General features: G+C 42.0%; 15 protein-coding genes. 4 read left to right on the forward strand and 11 right to left on the reverse strand.

Annotation, left to right across the window (positions count from 1 at the left end; translation table 11 throughout):
- Window positions 1-2 precede the first annotated feature (2 nt).
- Complete coding sequence (locus RSX31_RS13955) at window positions 3-1,169, reverse strand: acyl-CoA dehydrogenase family protein (protein ID WP_148995073.1); 1,167 nt, start codon at window positions 1,167-1,169, stop codon at window positions 3-5.
- A gap of 192 nt (window positions 1,170-1,361) precedes the next feature.
- Here RSX31_RS13955 and RSX31_RS13960 point away from each other — a divergent pair, with 192 nt between their 5' ends.
- Entirely contained in the window at window positions 1,362-1,865 is a 504-nt protein-coding gene (locus RSX31_RS13960) for a hypothetical protein (protein WP_315634930.1), read from the forward strand.
- 46 nt (window positions 1,866-1,911) lie between these two features.
- Here RSX31_RS13960 and RSX31_RS13965 read toward each other — a convergent pair whose 3' ends face one another.
- Entirely contained in the window at window positions 1,912-3,321 is a 1,410-nt protein-coding gene (locus RSX31_RS13965) for an alanine/glycine:cation symporter family protein (protein WP_315634953.1), read from the reverse strand.
- A 226-nt stretch (window positions 3,322-3,547) separates the two neighbouring features.
- Here RSX31_RS13965 and RSX31_RS13970 point away from each other — a divergent pair, with 226 nt between their 5' ends.
- A complete protein-coding gene (locus tag RSX31_RS13970) occupies window positions 3,548-3,796 on the forward strand; it encodes an alpha/beta-type small acid-soluble spore protein (RefSeq protein WP_148967255.1) in 249 nt (82 codons plus the stop codon).
- A 43-nt stretch (window positions 3,797-3,839) separates the two neighbouring features.
- Here RSX31_RS13970 and RSX31_RS13975 read toward each other — a convergent pair whose 3' ends face one another.
- Window positions 3,840-4,487: a uracil-DNA glycosylase gene (locus tag RSX31_RS13975; RefSeq protein WP_315634931.1), complete on the reverse strand. Its 648-nt coding sequence runs from the start codon at window positions 4,485-4,487 to the stop codon at window positions 3,840-3,842.
- A gap of 127 nt (window positions 4,488-4,614) precedes the next feature.
- Between RSX31_RS13975 and RSX31_RS13980 the strand changes: the two genes are divergently transcribed.
- Window positions 4,615-5,037 carry a pyridoxamine 5'-phosphate oxidase family protein gene (locus tag RSX31_RS13980; RefSeq protein WP_315634932.1) on the forward strand — a complete coding sequence of 141 codons (423 nt, stop codon included), beginning with the start codon at window positions 4,615-4,617 and terminating at the stop codon, window positions 5,035-5,037.
- A gap of 414 nt (window positions 5,038-5,451) precedes the next feature.
- Here the strand turns inward: RSX31_RS13980 and RSX31_RS13985 are convergent, their stop codons facing one another.
- The 7 genes from RSX31_RS13985 to RSX31_RS14015 all read right to left on the reverse strand — a co-directional run bounded on the left by RSX31_RS13985 (window position 5,452) and on the right by RSX31_RS14015 (window position 15,234).
- On the reverse strand, window positions 5,452-7,233 hold the full coding sequence (locus RSX31_RS13985; protein WP_315634933.1) for an ABC transporter ATP-binding protein: 1,782 nt from the start codon (window positions 7,231-7,233) through the stop codon (window positions 5,452-5,454).
- Window positions 7,226-8,914 (reverse strand): ABC transporter ATP-binding protein, encoded by a 1,689-nt coding sequence (locus tag RSX31_RS13990; protein ID WP_315634954.1) that lies wholly within the window; start codon window positions 8,912-8,914, stop codon window positions 7,226-7,228. The genes RSX31_RS13985 and RSX31_RS13990 overlap by 8 nt, the downstream gene beginning before the upstream one ends.
- Before the next feature lie 220 nt (window positions 8,915-9,134).
- Window positions 9,135-10,703, reverse strand: coding sequence for a mechanosensitive ion channel (locus RSX31_RS13995; RefSeq protein WP_315634934.1), 1,569 nt, complete (start codon window positions 10,701-10,703; stop codon window positions 9,135-9,137).
- 159 nt (window positions 10,704-10,862) lie between these two features.
- Window positions 10,863-13,046, reverse strand: a complete 2,184-nt coding sequence (locus RSX31_RS14000; RefSeq protein WP_148995077.1) for a beta-propeller domain-containing protein — start codon at window positions 13,044-13,046, stop codon at window positions 10,863-10,865.
- Window positions 13,047-13,208: 162 nt separating this feature from the next.
- The gene (locus tag RSX31_RS14005; protein ID WP_044339076.1) at window positions 13,209-13,664 is read right to left on the reverse strand and encodes a threonine/serine exporter family protein; all 456 of its coding nucleotides are present in this window, start codon (window positions 13,662-13,664) and stop codon (window positions 13,209-13,211) included.
- A gap of 46 nt (window positions 13,665-13,710) precedes the next feature.
- Window positions 13,711-14,472, reverse strand: coding sequence for a threonine/serine exporter family protein (locus RSX31_RS14010; RefSeq protein ID WP_148967249.1), 762 nt, complete (start codon window positions 14,470-14,472; stop codon window positions 13,711-13,713).
- A 171-nt stretch (window positions 14,473-14,643) separates the two neighbouring features.
- Window positions 14,644-15,234: a DedA family protein gene (locus tag RSX31_RS14015; RefSeq protein WP_315634935.1), complete on the reverse strand. Its 591-nt coding sequence runs from the start codon at window positions 15,232-15,234 to the stop codon at window positions 14,644-14,646.
- 15 nt (window positions 15,235-15,249) lie between these two features.
- Here RSX31_RS14015 and RSX31_RS14020 point away from each other — a divergent pair, with 15 nt between their 5' ends.
- Entirely contained in the window at window positions 15,250-15,384 is a 135-nt protein-coding gene (locus RSX31_RS14020) for a hypothetical protein (RefSeq protein WP_315634936.1), read from the forward strand.
- A 121-nt stretch (window positions 15,385-15,505) separates the two neighbouring features.
- Here the strand turns inward: RSX31_RS14020 and RSX31_RS14025 are convergent, their stop codons facing one another.
- On the reverse strand, window positions 15,506-15,805 hold the full coding sequence (locus RSX31_RS14025) for a hypothetical protein (RefSeq protein ID WP_148995079.1): 300 nt from the start codon (window positions 15,803-15,805) through the stop codon (window positions 15,506-15,508).
- Window positions 15,806-16,217 lie beyond the last annotated feature (412 nt).

The raw sequence follows: 16,217 nt of genomic DNA on the forward strand, positions 1-16,217 counted from the left end.
TCTTATTTCAAAGCGTTATTCGCTAGCATTGCTATCACCATATCATCCATCGGCGGATTGTGAAGACCAGCCCTTACATCACGATAATAACGTTGCATCGGGTTCGAGCGGAAAAGACTTTTTGCTCCAACAATTCTCATGGCGATGTCTACAATGTGAAAGGCGCTGTTCGTCACGATATGTTTTACAGAAGCAAGCTCTGACCCCATGTGTATCCGTTTTTCAGGCTCACTCACCCACTTATCGGCTACTGAATAGAGAATTTGCCTGGCCTTGAATAGTTCCAATTCTATTTCACCAATTTTCCGTTGAACTTCAGGTACATCCTTGATGGGTCCCGGCAGACTGTTTGGTGAATAGTCCTTTGCAAATTGGATGGCATAGTTGCGTGCGGCGATCGCAACACCTATATAGCATGCAGGTATGTGCAGGAGCCATGCTTTAGGAAGATCATTCTTTCCTCTCGGATTTACACTATCACGTTCGACCAAGGCAGAAGACGGGAGATGAACATCCGTGAGAACGAGATCATCACTGCCCGTTCCTTTCATGGAAATCGTTTCCCACGTTTCTTCGATGCTTACTCCTTCCAGGTCATGATTCACCAAGAAGAATCCTTTCTCTTCCGTGTCTCCGATTGTTGCTGATACTAAAGAATAGTTCAGGATTCTCGCCATAGAAGTAAAGGATTTCCTGCCGCTTACTTTCCATCCCTCTTCCGTTTTCACTGCTTTGGTTTCGGGAAGTCCTCCACGAGTGGGGCTTCCCGTTGCCGGTTCCGATGCTGCCCTGTTAATTAGAGCATTGTTTGCTACAACCTCTTCACAAAGTTCTTTGAACACTCCTTCATCCCACGTCCGGGTTTCCGTCAATTCCATCAATCCCCCGAGATGCCAGCCAATGGACAAAGCCGTTGCCGCGTCCCCAGTAGCAAGCCTTTCTTGAATCATCACCAGCTCATATAGGCTGATTTCTTCCCCGCCGTACTCTTTAGGAAGAGATAATGTTCCATATCCCTTTTTCTTCAGGTCGTTGAAATTCTCATAAGGAAATTCATCTTCCCTGTCATACGCTTCCCCTCGTTCAGAAAACACATCAGCAAGCTCACCAGCTAAATCAACCAAATTCCTTTGGCGATCATTCTGTATATACGGTTCATATAAGTCCATTAAAACAGCTCCTCCTGATAAATATCACGTTTTACTTCTTCTATTCATCATAATCAATTCACATGTCTAACTCAAAGATATTGTTTACTAAACCGATAGGAATTAAATATTTTCTGTTATCCGTATAAATCTATTTTCATTAAACCAATCTAGGAGTAAGATATCTCGTCATCCTTTTAGGAGGGATTCACCGTGAGTCATAAAAAAAACAAACTTTATATACTCATTCTGATGCTCGTTTCTTGGGTATTCCTCTTACTAGCAGGAAAAGAGAGCTTAAAAAAGTATTTACCTGCCTCTATGTTTATGTCATTCCTCGTTTATTCAGAAAATGTTTTCGCAGTAAGAGTGAACTTGTGGACCATCACTACCAGGCTTTTCCCGAATGTGAATGGCATTATGCCTTTTGTGATTGGGGTTTTTTTGAGCGGTTCTGTTTGGATTCTTAAATTCACCTATAAAAACATTTATCTTTATGTATTGGTCAATTTCCTTGTCGATACGTTCTTTACATACCCTTTCTACTCCCTTTTCAAAAAACTCGGTGTGTGGAAGCTAATCCGCCTAAAGCAGTATCAGCTATCACTTCTGTTCTTTGTTAAATCATTACTAATGTATGCGTTTCAGAAGTTTATCGGTGACCGGCTTTATTCGAAAAATGAAAGACCTGCTTCTAAACAACAAGGTCTGTATTAACCGAAAAAACCTGCTGCCCAGTTAGGCAACAGGTTCTTTTTATGGGTTAAGATGCATTTTCCTTGTCTTCTACTTTATATTCCTGCTCCCAGAATTCTGCATTTTTGATGCCGAGCTTTGTAGAGTTAAAGACTGGATCAAGACCTTGCTTCTTCTGCTGTTCGTAATCCTTGAGTGCTTTTAAAGCAGGTTTGGCAAGGATAAGGATGGCGATTAAATTCAGCCATACCATGATTCCAAGACCGATATCACCTAACGCCCATGCTAAAGCGGCTTCTCTTACTGCTCCGTAGAATGTAGCAGCAAGCAGAACAAACTTTAAGATGGTCATCGCCACTTTTGAATTCTTCCCTCTCATCAGGTAGGCAACATTCGTTTCCGCCATGTAGTAGTAAGCCATAATAGTTGTAAAAGCAAAGAAGAATAATGCGATCGCGACAAATGATGCTCCGAATCCAGGGATGACTGATTCAATCGCTGCCTGTGTATAACCAGGTCCCGCTTCGATTCCTTCTAAATTGTTCGCAAGCATTGTTCCATCAGGAGCTTCTGTGTTGAAGGATCCAGTAAACAAGATCATGAATGCTGTAGCCGAACAAACCAGAAGAGTATCGATGTAAACGGAGAACGCTTGAACCAGCCCTTGTTTAGCAGGGTGGGACACTTCAGCTGCCGCTGCAGCATGTGGTCCTGTACCTTGACCTGCTTCGTTGGAGTAGATTCCACGTTTCACTCCCCAAGACACGGCCATCCCGATGATTCCACCGAATGCTGAATCAAAGCCGAATGCACTCTTGAAGATAAGAGCAAAAACTGCCGGGATTTCAGTGATATTCATTCCTACAATGATAAGAGATAGAAGAATATAGGCAATCGCCATAAATGGGACTACGTAAGAAGCTACTCCAGCGATACGTTTGACCCCACCAAAAATGATGACTCCGATTAACACGACAAGACCAATACCAGTTACTGTTGTACTAAGACCAAATGCATTTTCAAGCCCTAATGCAATGGAATTTGATTGAATTCCAGGCATTAAAATACTCATTGCAAGCAATGTAGCAAGTGAGAATAGCACGGCATACCATTTCCAGCCAATCCCTTTTTCAATATAATAGGCTGGTCCTCCACGGTATTCCCCATCCTGCTTCACTTTGTAAATTTGAGCAAGTGTGGATTCGATGAAGGCACTGCTTGCACCGATAAATGCAATCGTCCACATCCAGAATACCGCCCCTGGACCACCAAAAGCGATGGCCGTTGCAGTACCGGCGATGTTACCCGTCCCGACACGTCCTGATAACGACAGCGCCAACGCCTGGAAGGAAGACACACCAGCTTTGGAGCTACCACCCTTAAACATTTGAACCACCATATCTTTAATCAACCGGACTTGTAAAAACTTCGTTAAAATAGAAAATAATAACCCTACACCCAAACAGAAGTAAATCATGACCGGAGACCAAAGTATTCCTACCAACTTGCCAACTAGTTCTTCCACGGCATTTCCCCCTTTTCTTTGTAAAAATGTTCTAACTATTAAGAATTATATTTTATTTGACACAAATTAGACAATCTTTTTTTGTGACGAAAATTTCTTAAACGTGGGAAAACCCTTATATGACAAGACTCTATACTCATAAAAAAATATTTGGGCAATCTAAAAAAGGGGTGATAATATGTCGAGAAGAAAACTTCTTGTACCTGAATCCCGGGCTGCGATGGATCAATTAAAAGCGAAAGTTTCGGGTACACAAGATCCCAAAGAAGCGAAATATGAGATCGCCAAGGAACAAGGTATTCCTCTTCAACGAGGATATAATGGAAAGTTAACGTCTGAGCAAGCGGGAAAAGTTGGCGGAAGGATTGGCGGTAACATGGTGAAGGAACTTGTGAGAATGGCTCAGGAGAATTTAAACAAGAATTAGCGTAAAGTTTGAGGCTGACACACCAGAAATGTCAGCCTCCTTTTTAATAGATTTCCCCCAGTATTTCTTTCAACTTATCCAGGTCTTTGTATATTTCTTTTTCTAAAGAGCGATTGTAGAAAATCGATGCAGGATGAAAGGTCGGAAAAATGGAGTAGCTATCATCGCTCATGATCCATTCATTTGAATCAAGATCTTTTAACCGCCTGACTTTAGCATGAATCAGCCGTCCATGCATTTGTGATATCGTGTACTTATTCCCCAATAGTCTTTGTAACCCGATATTCCCCAAGGTTACAAGCTGTTTTGGCTTAATATGCTGCAGCTCATAATCCAGGATCGGGGCATGTGCCAGCTGTTCTTTACGATTCGGTGCCCTGTTATACTTCTTCTCCACGATCTCATGGTCCCCTACTTTCTTAGGGACAATTTTATAAGGTCTGCTTCTGACAGTTGAGGTAAAATATATGTCTTCCCTTGAAACCCCCAGATACTGAAAGAACTCATCCAGCACTTTTCCTGCCCGTCCACTAAACGGCATTCCATGATGAATCTCGGTTTCACCTGGAGCTTCCCCGACAATCATGATCGTCGGTTGCTCCGGGCCGCGCCCGTATACAAACCCCTCACAGGGATAAGGCTCCATCCTTTTCTTACAGATATCGACTAATTCTTCCGGTATCACGCTCATCATCCTTTGTTTCTTTATTATTTCCGTTATTCCCGGCCAGCACCCCAAATACACATTCCCATGTTTATTTCACCTTAATAAAAGGAATAGTATGGATATAAATGAACCTTTAAAGGAGATGGATTGTGTGTCACAAGCTGAACTGAAACAACAAATCTTAAAAGTGCTCGATGAAAGCAAAGTAGGGACACTGGCAACGGTAAAAAATAATAAACCCCATTCCCGTTATATGACGTTCTCACATGATGAGCTGACTCTATATACGCCAACAAACAAGGAAACCCATAAGACAGATGAAATTGAGGACAATCCTAATGTACATATCCTTCTTGGTTACGAAGGAGAGGGGTATGGAGATACCTTCGTCGAAATCGAAGGTCGCGCCACCATTGAAGAGTCTTCTCATTATAAGGAAAAACTATGGAATGACCATATGAAAAGATGGTTTGAAGGTCCAGAGGATCCTGAATACATCGTCTTGAAAATTCAACCCGTCAGCATCCGATTAATGAACGATGATGAGGATTCGCCGCAGTCACTTGAATTATAATCAAAAATCACCTTGACACGTTTTAATATTGATGTTATATTTAGTTATTGTAATCTTGTAACATACATTAAAACGATAGAGAAGATAATTCGTAATTCTATTCTGTTTTGATTTAACAACTTATTCACACTGGATCGGCTTCGGAGCCGTTAGGATGTAAGAGAGGTAGGGCTTACGTCGTTTAGGTATATCAAACGACTCAAGGAATTGCCCGCGGCTGTTTATTATCTGCAAACAACGTTCAAGATATAAATATATTACTTGTGATGTTGCAAGTTACAGAGTTGTCTTTATCCGATTAAGGCAACACCAAAGGGATCGCTAACGGGATGATTAGCCCCTTAAAGACAAAAACACCTCAAAAGTGCTGACTTTTGAGGTGTTTTTTTGTATTTTGAAAATTCATACATCCCATCAACCGCTCTCCCTCAACTGACTATGATACAACCCATGATAAAACCCTTTTTGCTTCAAAAGCTCATCATGAGATCCCCGTTCAATGATCTTTCCTTGATCAAGGACCAGTATTTGATCGGCCTGGCGGATGGTGTTAAGACGGTGGGCCACCACTACACTGGTTCTCCCCTTCATCAATCGTTTGAGGGCTTCCTGAATCTTCAGCTCTGTAATCGTATCGATGCTGCTCGTGGCTTCATCAAGAATAAGGATGGACGGATTTGAAAGGATCGCTCGTGCAATGGATAGTAGTTGTTTCTGTCCCTGGCTGATCCCACTGCCATCATGCCTTAATAACGTCTCGTAGCCCTCAGGCATTTTCTTTATGAAGGAATGGGCATTGGCCAATTTAGCCGCTTCCCTTACTTCTTCATCGTCCGCATCGAGCCTGCCGTAACGGATATTGTCTGCAATCGTTCCTTGAAACAGGAAGCTATCCTGCAGGACAAATCCCATTTGCTGACGAAGACTCTTCCGTTTAATGGTTTGTATATTCTGATCGTCAATCTCAATGGTTCCTTCATTCAGTTTATAGAAACGAGAGAGCAGATTGGTAATCGTAGTTTTACCTGCTCCTGTCGGTCCGACCAATGCAACGGTCTCACCCGGCGTAATGGTGAAGGATACATCCTGAAGAGTTTGATCCCCTTTTTCATAGGAAAAGGATACATGACGGAATTCCACTTTCCCTTCAACGGAATCGATTTCCACGGCATCCGCCTCATCCTTCGCTTCTTCCTCTTCATCTAAAATTTGAAAGACACGCTCAGCACCGGCAATGGCTGATAACAACGTGTTATATTGGTTCGCGAGCTCATTCAACGGACGGGTGAACTGACGGGCATACTCAGCAAATATCACAATGACTCCGATGGTTATCATGCCATTTAATGCAAAGATCCCTCCGACTCCGGCAATGACGGCAAAACTTAAATTGTTCAACACATTCATAAGCTTCGGGATAAACCCGGAATAGGTATCCGCCCAATAAGCAGCCGTTCGCAATCTCTGATTTTTTTCTCCAAAATCCTTTATGGCAGTATCCTCACGGGAAAAGGTTTTGATGATGCTATGCCCCGAAATCGTCTCTTCAATATAGCCGTTTAGCTCTCCGATATTTTGTTGATATTGTTTAAACAAACGTCCTGTCCGATTCGTAATCCACTTCATACCGAGAGCCATGAGTGGTACGATGGTCAATGTGATCAATGTAAGCAACGGACTGAGCCAGAGCATGATCGTGACGGTCCCTACTAACGTCAGGACACTGGATATGATTTGTATGAACGAGCTATTCAACGTGGCACTTACATTATCAATATCATTTGTGACCCTGCTCATTAACTCCCCATGCTTTCGTTTATCAAAGAAAGGGATCGATAGCTGATGCAATTGATGAAAAAGGTCCTTCCGCAAGCGATAGACCGTATCTTGAGCCACACCGATCATCCAATAATTTTGGAACCAAACGGATAGGGAATGGAAGATGTACACTGCAATTAAACCTAAAACAAGCCCAATCAATCCGGAAGTCTCTTTCGTTACAATGTATTCATCAATCGCTTTTCCCACTAGGAAAGGTCCCAGTAAAGAAGCTGCCGAACTGATGAACACCATTAGAATGACGAGATACAGGATCACTTTCATTTCGGAAAGGTAGTTCCATAGTCGACGCAGCGTCCCTCTTGCATCTTTCGCTTTATCGTTTTTCCCCAGTTTCTTTCCCACATGCCTAGACACGATGTATTTCCTCCTCTCCGAATTGAGATTGAAAAATCCGCTGATAGAGGGTGGAATCTTCTAATAGGGATGTATGTGTCCCTTCTCCGATTAACACTCCATCTTCAAGAAGCAGAATTGTATCAGATTCCATTGCGGTACTTATTTTTTGTGTAATGATCATCGTCGTACATTCGTATTGCTTCAGAGCTTGGAGCAATTTCGATTCTGTTTTTAAATCCAAAGCACTCGTGCTATCGTCCAGTAATAAAATCTTGGGTTTTCGAATGAGTGCTCTCGCAATCGACAGACGCTGTTTCTGTCCTCCTGAAAGATTGACACCTTTTTGACCTAGTACTGTATCATACCCATTGGATAGATTCATAATGGTTTCATGGATTTGGGCATCCTTTGCTGCCTGGATCATCTCTTCCCTGGTGGCATCTTCTTTTCCCCATTGTAGGTTTTCTGATACTGACCCGGAAAACAGGACCGCTTCCTGGGGCACGTACCCAATATTTTTCCTTACATGATTCAAAGGTATGGACCGTATGCATTGACCGTCCAGTTCAACAGATCCTTCCGTCGCATCATAAAGGCGGGGAATGAGCTGGAATAGTGATGTTTTGCCGGATCCGGTTGCTCCCAGGATCGAAACCGTTTCGCCTGCCTCCACTTTAAACGATACACCTTCCAGCACCTTCCCAAGGGTTGAAGGATATTGAAACGACACATCTCTGAATGCAATCTCTCCGTTCACCACTGTGTTTTCCTGCTGGGCTTCTTCTCCGTCTTTTAGATCTACCTCTGTCTGGAGAACTTCTTCTACCCTCCCGGCGGAAGCTCTTGCTCTTGAGAAGCTCGTAATGATAAATGAGAAAATTGAAAAAACGGAAGAGATTCTCGTAACATATGTGACGATCGCTACGACTTCTCCAACACTCGCCCCACCTGAGGCAACATCTATACTTCCGAACCACAAAACGGATAGGAGGGCCAGATTCATCACGAGCATCAGAAGTGGCATGATGATTTCCATAAAACGAAGAGCACGGACAGTCCGATCCTTCAAATCTTCATTTGCTCCATGAAATCGGCCTTCTTCATACTTGCTTCGAGTATAAGCCTTGATTAACCTCATCCCGGAGAGGTTTTCCTTCATGACCTCGTTTACTTTGTCCAGACGGGATTGAACTCTTTCAAAAAAGCTCCATCCCCGCTTCAGGACCCATAATAAGAACACCCATAATACTGGAATCACGATAAATAAAATAAGGGCCAGACGGACATTCACGATAAGTGCCATGATCGTTGATCCGACAACAAGCAGGGGGGCTCTCAGCATAATGCGCAAGCTCATGAAAATCGTATTCTGCAGCTGCCTTACGTCATTTGTCATCCTGGTGATCAAGGATGAGGTCGGGAGTTTGTGAAAGCTTGCAAAGGAAAACGACTGAACCTTTTTATATAAGCTTTCCCGCACATCATAGCCAAATCCCTGACTCGTATGAGCGGCGAAAAATGAATTCGTCACGCCTGAAATAAACGCAAGAAGAGACATCCCCACCATAATGAAGCCCCATTTCAACACCACGTTTAAGTCTCCATTCATAATTCCTTCATCAATAATCCGTGCCATAAACAGCGGATTTAATAGTTCTACAGCAAGCTCTACCAGCATTAAACTCCAGGCAACCGCCATGGCAATACGGTAAGGCTTTAAAAAACGTATGACTTTCAAATGAACACCCCTCTTACATAAAACTTCCATTATGTATATATATGTATCATCATAACGTTTTTTTATGCCGGGTGGTAGTTGGAAGTGTTCATGCAGAAGCTGTAGGTCATTCTTGTAAGAATTATTGAATATTCCTTAACAAAAAACCACACGATCTAATAGGACCGTGTGGTTTTTACTCTTATTGATCGAGAGGAGGTGTATCCGTTCCGCCATTATTTGGCCTGCTCTTTTCTTCTTCAATTTTCCGATCCAGTTTAGAAAGATATTTTTGCGCAAAGTCCTTCCCACCCAGGCCAAATGCCAAACCGAAGGCTAGTGCCAGTCCACCCAGAATCAGCATGAAGGCAATATTGACGATGGAATCAGCCACTTTTAATTGATCCAAGGCCATAAAGAAGCTTAAGGCAATGATTGCATATTTCGTGATGGTCGAAAGTACTTGGAAGTGATCACTCAGTACGTTGGATATGATGCTCTTCACTAAGTTACCTAAGTATAAGCCTGCCCCAAGAATGACGATGGCTGCCAATACATGTGGTAAATACGCAAGGATGCCTGTTGCCAGAGCAACCAGGAATTCCAATCTTACAATTTCCAATGCTTCTACTACAAAGAGGAAAACAATGATGATTTGAACAACTCTACCTACAAGTCCCGATAGATTCATATAAGTTGAGCCAGTGGGTTCATACGGATTCTTATTAGTATTCATCCGTCCAATCCCCATATTACGTAATAGAGAATTGAATCCTACCCGGTTCAGTAATCGTGCAACCATGGCTCCAACCCATTTGCCGACCCAGATTCCTGCAAGGATGAGCAGAATCGCAATCGCAATATTCGGAAGCATAATCAGGACTTGATTGAGCATGTTAATCGCCGGCTCTGAAATCCCCCGAATATCCAGCTGATCTAATGCAGAAATCGTAACCGGAATCATGATGAGCACGAATACAATCGTACCAATGACCGATGAAACCGTTGTTCCTTGAAAGAGCTTGCCAATGCCGAATCGTTCAGCGACTCTCTCTGTTCCAATCGCCTGTAAAAAGTTCGTGACGATATCCCGGACAATTTTTGCTACAAACCAGCCAACGAGGAGAATGATAGCTGCAGCAAACAATTTAGGAATAAACCCTAGGAAGTTTTGGAGCATTTCCGTGAATGGCCCTGAAACCCCTGTGATATTAAGAGCTGCTAACACTCCCGGTAAGAATATGAGAAGCACTAGATAGAATACAATTCTAGCACCGGTATAGACATAGCGATGTACATCGTTCTCATCTTTCGCTAATTTAGATCTTACCAGCGTGTTTTTAACTGCTGGTCTCGTACCCAGTTTCTCTATCAATACCTTCAGTATAGAAGCAACTATCCATGCAAATAATAGAATAAGTGCCGCCTTTAATACGTTCGGAATCGCTGCTGCCATCGTACTCAACATACCGACCAATGGTGAAGCAATAAAGTTCAAGTCCAGCATATTGAAGAAGGCAATAAACACGAACACAAGCAGAATAAAGTACACAATTTTACTAATGACTTTCTCCGATGTCCATTTCCGTTCTCCGTTCCTGCTGCCAAAATAAAGATTGTCATCGATCTTCACCCGTTTTAAAATTCCGTAAACGGCTTTTTCAACAGCCTTTGCAATGATCCAGCCGATTAATAACACCAATAAAGCCAATAACAGATCAGGAAGCTTCCCTAAGTACCCGTACCATTCTTGCGTTATATCATTGTTCATTCGATGTTCTCCCTTCTATTATGGAAATTGTATAATGCTAATACTTATCTACCCACAGATTTTTTTTCAAAACCTGACAAAAAAAGATAGTCTAAATGATTCATCGGGGAGTCTTAAGTAATAGAAAACCCTTAAGGCAAAGCACCTTAAGGGTTTTCATCATGGGAGATCAATTGCGTTTTCTTTTTTAAAATCATCTAATGAGTAAGCAGTCACTCTATTATGTGATACTGTATAAAGCTGATCATCAATATATAGGAGTCTTTGAATCTGGTCTTCCCACTGTTCGTAATATTCTTTGTTTTCTTCTTCTGTGAGCTGAGACTTTAAAACGATTCCTTTTTCAGGTGTGATTTCATACAGGAGTGCGCCTTGATAGTCAAAATCCAGTTCATGCCGGCTTCCCTCTTTTTCATGATAAACAGAAATGGGAAAGCCATATAGATTTCGTGAAGGTTCATGAAGCAGTGCTTTGTGATCGTCCAACAAATAAGAGTGAGTACCCTGCCCACCTATTATTTCAGTGTCCGTTTCCTTTGGATGCTGAAAATCTGTAATATCGAATAATGAAATCTTCATTCCTTGTCGAATGATTCTGGGTTCCTCATTGTTTGTTTTATTATCATTCACCACTTTTGTATCAAACCCAAACCCGATGAGGTGATGTTCGTCAATGGGGTGAAGATAGGTGCTGAAACCTGGAATCTTCAGCTCCCCCAGAACCTTTGGAGCTTTCGGATCTGCGGTATCGATGACAAAAAGGGGATCGACTTGTTTAAAGGTCACCATATATGCCTTATCCCCCATAAACCTGACAGAATAGATTTGTTCTCCCCTGGCTAAATCCGTTACTTCCCCAACATTCTTCATGTTCTCATCCAATATATAGAGAGCATTGGTTGAAGGGGAATCACTGTTCCACACCTCCCCTTTTGTCGTTCCAATCCGAAAGTAACCTTTATGTTCATCCATGGAAAATTGATTTAACGCCCTTCCTTCTACCTGACCTGAGGAAGCATATTCAACCTTTCCATTACTTACGGAAAATTTATAAATCTCCGTGTTTGAAGAGGTCCAACTTTTCATAGCATCTTCATTGTATTTTTCCACAGCCACATAAAGGTTGTTTTTAGACATATACACTTTATCACCGCTTCCAAGATAGGATTGAACGCTTAGAGAAGCCTTGGGATCTTCCATATCCATTCCCGTCAGTAAGGTATAGTTGGGGGAATGGGACTGTGGAAAATACTTAATATCTTCTATTGGAAGTGGTGTCGTTTCATTACCTGTTAAACTATCTTTCACCCGGGGTCTCAGATCAGGATTTCCCCCTTGTTCAAGCATCCAGTAGTTTGGATACAGATTTGAAATCAAATATACAGTGGAATCAACCTTCCTCGACGTTACATATTGACCTTCAAGCTCAACATGCCTGAGAAGAGATGGTTTTGCTTTGTCCGAAATATCATACAGAAGCGCAACGGTCGACCCGTCTACAGGCATAGTGGAAGCAATTGATTCTTGTTTATTCTCTTGAAAATTTGCATGCGACCAGCTATTCCCGATGACGAGCAGCTTATCCTTCTGTAAAAACAGATGTTGCGGCTGCATATTTTCTTTATAGCTGGTAGTGGATACCACTTTCATTTCTTTCACAGGATTTGCCTTTGTAATTAGCAGTCTACGGTCTGTTAATTGGTAAATATAGCTTCCATCAGTCTTCACTATATCCCCCTCGTCAACTCCTTGAACCTGATTATTCGTTTCAGAAAAATTGGATTCCGATTGAGGCGATTCTCCAGCTGCACTATCTTCTGATGATTTGGATTCCATATTCCCTTCTCTACCGAACAGAGAAAACTCCGTATCTTCCTTATTTTTCTTTAAAATTTGTTTAAAATAGTTCGTTAGTTCTTCCTTGGATTGAATACTGGGTAGTTTAGAGGTGACAGAAAAGGGTATTTCTGTATCTCCATCATAAGAAAAACCCCATTTGGTTTTCACTTTAGGAGAAATATGAAGTGTATACTTGTGTGGATCAGAAGGATATCCTTCTGGCGGTGCTTGAATCTGCAGGGTCTTTCGATTTTCATCCAACTTCATGGAGACATTGATCCTCTCTCCATTGGAGTCTTCTACATAAATGTTCTGGGGCGTCACCGTTTCCTTATTCAGGGCTGTTGAAAATTGCAGATTCCATGAGTTATTCTCCATCACGAGAAGGTCGCCCTCCATCTTCCCCTCGGCCTTCACAACAGGTCTTTGACTATACACAAACGTTCCAAGTGCCACCAGCAACACAATACCGGCAATAATGAGCAGATAAGATTTCTTACTCATACTTTGACCCTCCTCTATGTTCTATTTGTTGATTAGACGTTGGGAGGGAGAAAATGTTACATGTGCACGGAGTCTGCAGTTTGATCATTTCGTCCAACTTTGTTTCGTTTCTATGCTCTGCTGAAGCAATAAAAAAAGACCCCACAAAAGTAAGGTCCGTCCCTATCTCATTCGTCTTGCACTTACATTCAGCCGTGCGTTTCGGATGACTTGGTTGATGACTTCCGAGAAGATGAGTCCGATGGCGATGGAGCCTGAGATCATGAAGGCTTTTGCCGCAAGGTTGATGGCAGCATTGTAATCGTTCTGCACGAAGTTTCTCATGGCATCGTACGCCAGCCCTCCAGGTACAAGAGGGATAATTCCGGCTACAGAGAAGATGATGACCGGGGTTCTATACATTTTCGCAAATACCTGACTGATCACAGCAACGACAAAGGATGCAAGTAACGTCGCAAGCACCGCATCCGCGTCATTTAAACTCATTCCTATGTAGATGATCCAGCCTAACATTCCAACAATTCCGCATTTGAAAAGGGACTGCTTTGGAGCGTTGAAGATAATCCCGAATGCAGCAGCGGATATGAAGCTTGTCACTAATTGTTCGATGATGAGCATTCCCTTTTCACCTCAATCTTTATTCTTGATACTAATCAAATGCACCCTATGTCAGAGTAAAAACTACGGCAATTCCCGTCCCGATGGCAAACGCCGTTAAAAAGGCTTCTGCTCCCTTCGATAAACCAGACACCAAATGACCTGCCATCAAATCCCGAACCGCATTCGTAATGAGAAGACCAGGAACAAGGGGCATCACAGATCCAATGATTATCTTATCCAGTTCCTGTCCGACTCCAAGCTGGACGAATCCATACGACAGCATTCCGATAATAAAGGAAGCAAGAAACTCAGCAAAGAATTTGATCGGAACGAGGCGATGAAAATAAATCAGGCTCGTAAATCCGACTCCGCCCGTGATCAGTGCCGGAATGAAGTCCATCCACATTCCCTGGAACATGATGAGAAAGCAGCCACTGGCAATCGAAGCTGCCAATACCTGAATCACAAAGGAGTATGATAAATCTGATTGATCCAGTTTCTCCAGGGCATTGTAGGCTTCTTCAAGGGTAAGATGCCCCTTGCTTATTTGCCTTGAAATACTATTCACGAGTGTTACTTTTTCAAGATCAGTAGACCGCTCGTTGATTCGAATCAGCTTCGTTTTCGTCGGTTCAGACGTTTCAATCGAAAAGATGATCCCGGTAGGCGTCACATAACTGTGAGATTCTGATATCCCATAAGAAGCTGCGATACGCATCATCGTATCCTCGACGCGATACGTCTCTGCACCACTTTGCAGCATGATCTTACCCGCCAGCAAGCTGACCTCCATAATGTCATATCTTCTTATCATTTTTGCTTCCATACAATCTCTCCACACGTGCTATTTTTTGAATAGGTCTAGTTTATAGGAAAGAAGGGGGGTAAGCAATGAGGAACAGGATGATTTTACGTAGATTTAATCTGTGTAGAGGGTTTTAGTGTTGAAGTTTTGAGTAACTTGCCGTAAACTTTCCAGTCTTCAAATCTTTCCTGCTCATCCTCCTACTCCCTTTTCTCTCTTCCTTTTAAAAAGAAAATATAAAACAGTGACCAGCACAAACCCCGTCAGGACCAGCAGTTGGTATTCTTCCACCATCCCGAGGATTACTTCTCTATCACCCTCATAGAACTTGCCTATACTTAAGAATAAAAAGGTAGACGGAGCAATCCCCAGCATAGTAAGGAGAGAATACACTTTCAGATTCATTTTTGCCATGCCGGCCATGAAGGGAATGACGTTTCCTAAATGAAGGGGACTTGCAATCGCTACGCTCCAGATTCCGTAGCGGCTGAACTTTTCCTTAGCTTCTTTTAGCTTCTTCCGTTTTTCGGGGTTGAGCTTTGCCTCAAGCCTCTCACCTAATTTAAAGCTGATAAAATAAGGAATATAGCTCCCAGCTGTATAAAGAAAGCTTCCTAATAGAGAAATGACTCCTATCTCCATCCACGTTAATTCTAGAATAAATCCCATTGTTACGATAAAAAAAGTGCCCACAAAAGGGAAAGCACTTCCTTCAATAAATAAAGAAAGCAATACACCCCATATCCCCCACTCAGCGGAATAATTTGCCATGATTTCTTCCATCAAGGTCACTCCTATATGAACGAATACCTTAAGTATAAAAAAATCGCCATCATGCAAACAGAAGCCGTAGAAGTAAATGCTTCTAAGACCTGGGGTGTATTTTCTTCCCATGATAAAAAGACCAGCCTCTTTATAGGAGACGGGTCCTAATAATCTCAAGATTTGATTCAGCCCATTCTGACCTTTATGTGCATACTTTAATTCATTTAATGTTTTATTTTACATAGAAGAGAGATTTAGATAGATAAGAAGATTACTCTTTCAGATTTGATTATGGTGACTCATTAAGAGGATCGTGAAGTATGATGACGGGCATTGACTTAGGGGTAACCATGAAACCATAGACTCTTCCATCCTTGTCCTTATACGCTACAGAATAATCTCCAAACTGAGGTGAGAATTCGACGTTTTGGTATTCGAGGTCAAGATCCTGATACTTAAGGCTAACATACAGGTTGGCGGCGATTCTTGCGGTCAGGTGTTGTACACTGGAAATCCGGTTGGCTACTATTATGAGGATGATTGCTAAACCAAGTAACATGACTTTCTTTGTCCTGGACACTCTGATCATTCATCAAGCCCCCTTTTATTTCTTCATCACTACTATACTCGTATACTCTCTATTATATACCTATTCCCTGAACCATGACAAAAGATCTACTTTTTTTAGCAGCTCTTTTTATTGCTATTCTCTTTCAGGTGAATTGGACTACTGAATAGGCATTCCATTAGGGATGAGTGAAATATTCAAATCCATTTTCTACATTCATAAAAAATACCGCACCTACAACGAAATGTCCTAATTACTCTTTATAACAGCTTGATTGCCCGATTTCCCCGTCCCCCCCTTAACTGTAAATATTAGTCGTTTCACTAACTCAAATGGTTTCAATTTCACTATTAAAAAGGCTTTGTTAAAGTTTAATGTTGATATTTGATAAAAAAATGGAACTCCCAGATTTATGGAAGTTCTTTTTTTTTAA

It is taken from the genome of Rossellomorea yichunensis (assembly GCF_032337515.1).
Taxonomy (GTDB): domain Bacteria; phylum Bacillota; class Bacilli; order Bacillales; family Bacillaceae_B; genus Rossellomorea; species Rossellomorea yichunensis.

Bases quoted from the DNA above. Each gene is read 5' to 3' on its own strand.
- RSX31_RS13955 (WP_148995073.1), bottom strand. From the start codon at position 1,169: ATGGACTTATATGAACCGTATATACAGAATGATCGCCAAAGGAATTTG.
- RSX31_RS13965 (WP_315634953.1), bottom strand. From the start codon at position 3,321: ATGATTTACTTCTGTTTGGGTGTAGGGTTATTATTTTCTATTTTAACG.
- RSX31_RS13970 (WP_148967255.1), top strand. From the start codon at position 3,548: ATGTCGAGAAGAAAACTTCTTGTACCTGAATCCCGGGCTGCGATGGAT.
- RSX31_RS13975 (WP_315634931.1), bottom strand. From the start codon at position 4,487: ATGAGCGTGATACCGGAAGAATTAGTCGATATCTGTAAGAAAAGGATG.
- RSX31_RS13990 (WP_315634954.1), bottom strand. From the start codon at position 8,914: ATGGCGGTTGCCTGGAGTTTAATGCTGGTAGAGCTTGCTGTAGAACTA.
- RSX31_RS13995 (WP_315634934.1), bottom strand. From the start codon at position 10,703: ATGAACAATGATATAACGCAAGAATGGTACGGGTACTTAGGGAAGCTT.
- RSX31_RS14000 (WP_148995077.1), bottom strand. From the start codon at position 13,046: ATGAGTAAGAAATCTTATCTGCTCATTATTGCCGGTATTGTGTTGCTG.
- RSX31_RS14005 (WP_044339076.1), bottom strand. From the start codon at position 13,664: ATGCTCATCATCGAACAATTAGTGACAAGCTTCATATCCGCTGCTGCA.
- RSX31_RS14010 (WP_148967249.1), bottom strand. From the start codon at position 14,472: ATGGAAGCAAAAATGATAAGAAGATATGACATTATGGAGGTCAGCTTG.
- RSX31_RS14015 (WP_315634935.1), bottom strand. From the start codon at position 15,234: ATGGAAGAAATCATGGCAAATTATTCCGCTGAGTGGGGGATATGGGGT.
- RSX31_RS14020 (WP_315634936.1), top strand. From the start codon at position 15,250: ATGAACGAATACCTTAAGTATAAAAAAATCGCCATCATGCAAACAGAA.
- RSX31_RS14025 (WP_148995079.1), bottom strand. From the start codon at position 15,805: ATGATCAGAGTGTCCAGGACAAAGAAAGTCATGTTACTTGGTTTAGCA.